This is a genomic window from Streptosporangium fragile (assembly GCF_039534445.1).
GTDB classification, from domain to species: Bacteria; Actinomycetota; Actinomycetes; order Streptosporangiales; family Streptosporangiaceae; genus Streptosporangium; species Streptosporangium fragile.
In genome coordinates this window covers 1-4,573 of sequence record NZ_BAAAVI010000148.1, presented here as the reverse complement: position 1 = coordinate 4,573, position 4,573 = coordinate 1, and the positions used below count along the sequence as shown (strand labels likewise).

Genomic DNA, 4,573 nt, shown 5'->3' with positions numbered 1-4,573 from the left:
TATCGTCATCGGGGATCTGCGGGAAAACGTTCGTCACGGTCATTTCTGATCCCTTATTTAGATTACGCACGGCCATTTCCAATCCCTTGCGTTGATTACAGCAGGTCCTACTCCGTTCGGCCGCTGCTGCGTTCCTCCACTGTCTTCTCTCGTCGGACTCGGAAGGTTTCGAGAAGGCCACGCCTTCCGAACACTCCGACTGACGGGCGCGGGATCCACCATGGCAAGGCGGCGTACAGGGCAGACGGAATCCGATTAAACAAGTCAGCCAGGAGAACTCCGCCGAGCGTTTTCCGGGCAGGTGCTGGCCCGAATCAGATGCCGAGGTGGCTTAGAGCGATGATGAAATGCTCATCCGATGGCGATCTTCCGTTCCTGCGGGATCCATATTGGTCGACCACACCCGGCGAACGTGATTGACGGAGAGCGCATCAAAGAGATCTCGATATGCGCGACTTCAACCTGATATTCATAATCGCCTTCCGACGGGAGGGATCGCATTGCGATTGTCACAGAAGAACAGGGAACTCAGGCAGTGCTGATATATCGTCAGTAAACCGAGCTCTTTCCAGCCTGGCAGCGCCGGCCGGCCACCCGGGGCCGACCGGGGCGCGGGCCGCGCGATCCGCACCCCGTTCAAGCGCCACCGGCACCGGCTGCGTCTGTCGCTCCGCCAGCGGTCCGTCAACCGCGCGCATGCCCGTATCCGAGCCCTCGGCGAGCGCGCTGCCGTGCCCTCGAAAACCTGGAAAGGTACTGGTCCGGCTCCGCTGCCGCCCTCACCGCGACACCGCGATCATGCAGGCCATCTTGGCGGAAGCCGGAGGTGCCGCCGCGCCGGTTAGCTCGCTCACCGGCGCGACGATAGTCGCCATCGCAGGATCTTACCTGTTGTCATGGTGCCTCCTCGTGCCGCGGTTTCAGGGAGATCCCAACAGCACCGGTGTGTGCGCTCTGCATCAACGACGCTAGAGAAGCGACTTGAAAAGAACTTGAATGATCCTTGTTGCCCTGATGAGTACGGAACCCGGGTCCGCGCGGCGACGGAGTACGGACGGCCGGGACGAAACTGATTGTGCGATGACCCGCAGACCGTTCAACTCCTTGGGGGTCTGAAAAGTCATGCTCGAAGTGCTCCGAGGCGGTGCAGGAACAGCATGCAGGTCGCGGCATAGATGTCATTCTCGGAGGTCGTGATCAACTACTCGTAGTTGCGTGACAGCCGTCGATGGCGACCCAGCCAAGAAAAAGTTCGCTCCGTGATCCAGCGGCGCGGGACCACCCCGATACGCGGCACCTCACGCGGCAGCGCGTCGTTCCCGACCCAGGTGGAGCGCATGCCATCAAGGCTTCTTCCCACAGGCCGTCGGCCTGCCGCTGCCGCCAGTAGTGGTAGACCGTCTGCCAGGGCGGGAAGTCATGCGGCAGCAGGCGCAGCCGGCCCCCAGCCAGCAGGGGATCGCGTTCACGATCTCCCGGCGCGAGTGCAGCACCGGGCGGCCACCGCCTTTCGGGCGGGGATCAGCGACTCCAGCAGCGACCGCTCTTGGTCGGTGAGATCCGTCGGGCAGGGATGGCGAGGGTTGGGCATGGGGCCTCCCACGCCCGGCAACGCACACCGGCAGGCAGCTGAACAGCGACGTGAACGCCAGCTTTTCAAACACCCACTGAGCTTGATCTTTAGCCTGTGCGTTGCCGTCTGGCGGTCAGGGTGCGATCTCGTTTGACGGTTTTACCGACGTCGTAGTGAGGTGTCGGTCGGCGGTTCTCGGAGCCGGGAGGGCGTCCGGGGCCAGGCCGGCCGGGTTTCGGCGCGCCGGCTGGAAGGGCGGCCTTCGCGCGGAGGTTGCGAAACCCTCGCCGTACCCGGGCGGGGGTCAGCCGGCCGGGTGGTGCAGGTTTCTCCCAGGGGTGGCGCAGGTCCTCGGCCAGCGGCCGGGCCAGGCGCAGTTGGGTGTGGGCCACGATGATCAGCCAGGTCCAGCGGTCGGCGGCGTGCGGGCTGCGCAGCTTCGGTCGGGTCCAGCCCAGGGTCTGCTTGAACAGCCGGAAGGTATGTTCAAGATCGAACCTGCGCAGGAACGACTGCCGGCGCCGATCGACCTCGGCGGCGGCCGGGCCGGTGGCCGACGACCACAGCCACACCGGCTGGGGGTCGCGGTCGCCGGGCAGGTGATCGACCTGCAAGCGAATCAGCGTGCCCTCGATGACGGGCAGGTCGCCCTCGTGGTCGATCCAGCAGGCGCGGTGGGTCAAGCGCGGGTGCAGCCGGTTCCAGCTGCCGGCCTTGGCCAGGCCGTAACGGGTGGTGGCGGTGGTCGTGGCGTGCTGCGGCGCCGGCCAGGTGGCGGGATCGGCCAAGGCGAAGACGGGACCGTGTTTGGGCGGCCGACCGTTGGTGCCCGGCGTTCTGGGCGGTGCGGGCAGCAGCATGACGCGGTCGCAGCGAATCCGTCCCAGGACCTTGTCAACGGCCAAGTGCGTGTGGGTCTGGCCCACTTTTCGTGATCAGCTGTCCTTCCAAGATCACAATCTTGTCGAGCCGGATGCGGGCCGGTGACGGTGTCGGGACGCTGCTCTGTGTCGATCACGGAGTTGTTGGCGGTCGTGTTCCCGCATCTTGCCGCCGTTCGTATCGAGCGGGTGCATCGGATGGGCGCGACCGTGCGAGTGAAGGCAGTGACGACGGAGCCGAAGGGTGAATGTCCGGCCTGTGGCTGTGAGTCGGTGCGGGTTCATAGCCGCTATGAGCGGTGCCTGTCGGATCTGCCGGTCGCCGGGCAGGAGGTGTTGCTCCAGGTTCGGGTGCGCCGCTTCTTCTGCGACAACACCGCCTGTGACAGCGGACCTTCGCCGAGCAGGTTCCCGGCCTAACCAGCAGGCACGGCCGACGCGCGGCGGGGCTGCTGTCGATGCTGCGGATGGTGGCGTTGGCTCTGGGGGGTCGTCCCGGTGCCCGTCATACCACCCGTCTGGCCTGTGCGGTGGGCCGTTCGACGCTGCTGCGGTTGTTGCGGAGCTTGCCGGATCCGCAGGTGGTGACTCCGCGAGTGCTGGGGGTCGATGAGTTCGCCTGGCGCAAGGGTCATACCTACGGGACGGTGCTGGTCGACGTGGAGGGCGGTCATGTGGTCGACCTGTTGCCGGATCGCTCGGCGGACTCGTTCGCGGCTTGGCTGGAGGCGCATCCCGGGGTCGAGGTGATCTGCCGGGACCGGGCCGGCTGCTATGCCGAAGGCGCGCAACGCGGCGCCCCGCTGGCGGTGCAGGTGGCCGACCGCTGGCATCTGCTCCACAATCTGTCCGGTGCGGTCCAGCGGGCCGTGTCTCGGCACCGCGCGCGCCTGCGTGAACCGGCCAAGCCCGAGATCGTGGATCCTCCCGCCGCCCTGGAGCCGGTCCGCGAGGAAAGCCCCTCGGCGGCCCGCATCAGGGCACGGCACGCCGAGATCCACCAGGCCCTCGCCCAGGAGATGAATATCACTCAGATCAGCCGCGAGTTGCGGCTAGATCGCAAGACCGTGCGTCGCTACGCCACCGCCGCCAGCGCCGATGATCTCATCAGCGATGAGCGCGCACCATACCGGACGATCCTCGATGCCTATCTTCCCTATCTGCAGCAACGCTGGGAGGAAGGCTGCCGCAGCACCGATCAACTCCTGACTGAATTGCGCGAACGCGGCTACTTGGGCAGCACCCGCACGCTCCGACGACTCACCGCCAAGCTCCGCTCGACAACCGTCAAACCCGCAACGCCGCCCGCGCCCAAGATCCGGGAGGTCACCGGCTGGATCGTCCAGCCACCCAGCAAGGTTGCCGCCGAAGACCTGGCCAAGCTCGAACAGATCACCGCCCGTTGCCCGGAACTCGCCTCGGTCACCGAGCTGACGCGCCAGTTCGCCGAGATGCTCGTCCACCGTCGTGGCGAGCAGGACTTGGAAGGCTGGGCGGCGCGAGCGAAGGCCAGCCCGGCGCGGGAACTGCGCGACTTCGTCGCAGGCCTTCGCCGGGACCGGGCGGCGGTCAAGGCCGGGCTCTCCCTGCCCTACAGCTCCGGGGCCGTGGAAGGCAACGTGAACCGCATCAAGATGATCGAACGGATCATGTTCGGGCGAGCCAACCCTGACCTTCTCCGCGTCCGTGTCCTGCACGGCTACTGATCACGGAAAGTGGGCCAGACCCACTTTTTTTGACAGACCTCGACGGGCAGGTCTGACAGGACGAACGCCACCGGGTGACGTCGTAGCCAGCGTCCATGACGATCAAGATGTCCGGGTCGGGAGGACGAAGGCGACGTGAGGGGGCCGGGGTGCAGTAATGCGCTCCGGATACCCGCCGCGTTCCAGCCCGACAGTGACCCGGCTTGCCGTTCCGTCGGTCACGTAGCGTGCAGACGCACGATCAGATTCCGCCTGGACACCGTTACCACCAGGATCCCAAGTAGGAGCCAAGAACGCGACAAGCGCCCATCGGCAGGGTGAGACGTGGTCGACGCGGAAGCAGCTCGAGGAGGCAGCGTGAGAACACGTAGGATCGCCGGCGTGGCGGCAGCCGTCGCGACTCTGGTGAGTGG

General features: G+C 66.1%; 2 protein-coding genes and 2 pseudogenes. 3 read left to right on the top strand and 1 reads right to left on the bottom strand.

Annotated features, from left to right (window positions below):
• Positions 1 to 599: 599 nt before the first annotated feature.
• A pseudogene (locus tag ABD841_RS40205) lies at positions 600 to 813 on the top strand (IS5/IS1182 family transposase); the annotation flags it as partial.
• 867 nt (positions 814 to 1,680) lie between these two features.
• Here the strand turns inward: ABD841_RS40205 and ABD841_RS40195 are convergent.
• On the bottom strand, positions 1,681 to 2,478 hold the full coding sequence (locus tag ABD841_RS40195) for a transposase (RefSeq protein WP_344982317.1): 798 nt from the start codon (positions 2,476 to 2,478) through the stop codon (positions 1,681 to 1,683).
• Between the two features lie 102 nt (positions 2,479 to 2,580).
• Between ABD841_RS40195 and ABD841_RS40190 the strand changes: the two genes are divergently transcribed.
• Entirely contained in the window at positions 2,581 to 2,874 is a 294-nt protein-coding gene (locus ABD841_RS40190) for a transposase family protein (RefSeq protein ID WP_344982316.1), read from the top strand.
• Between the two features lie 26 nt (positions 2,875 to 2,900).
• Positions 2,901 to 4,160, top strand: a pseudogene (locus tag ABD841_RS40185) (ISL3 family transposase); the annotation flags it as partial.
• Positions 4,161 to 4,573 lie beyond the last annotated feature (413 nt).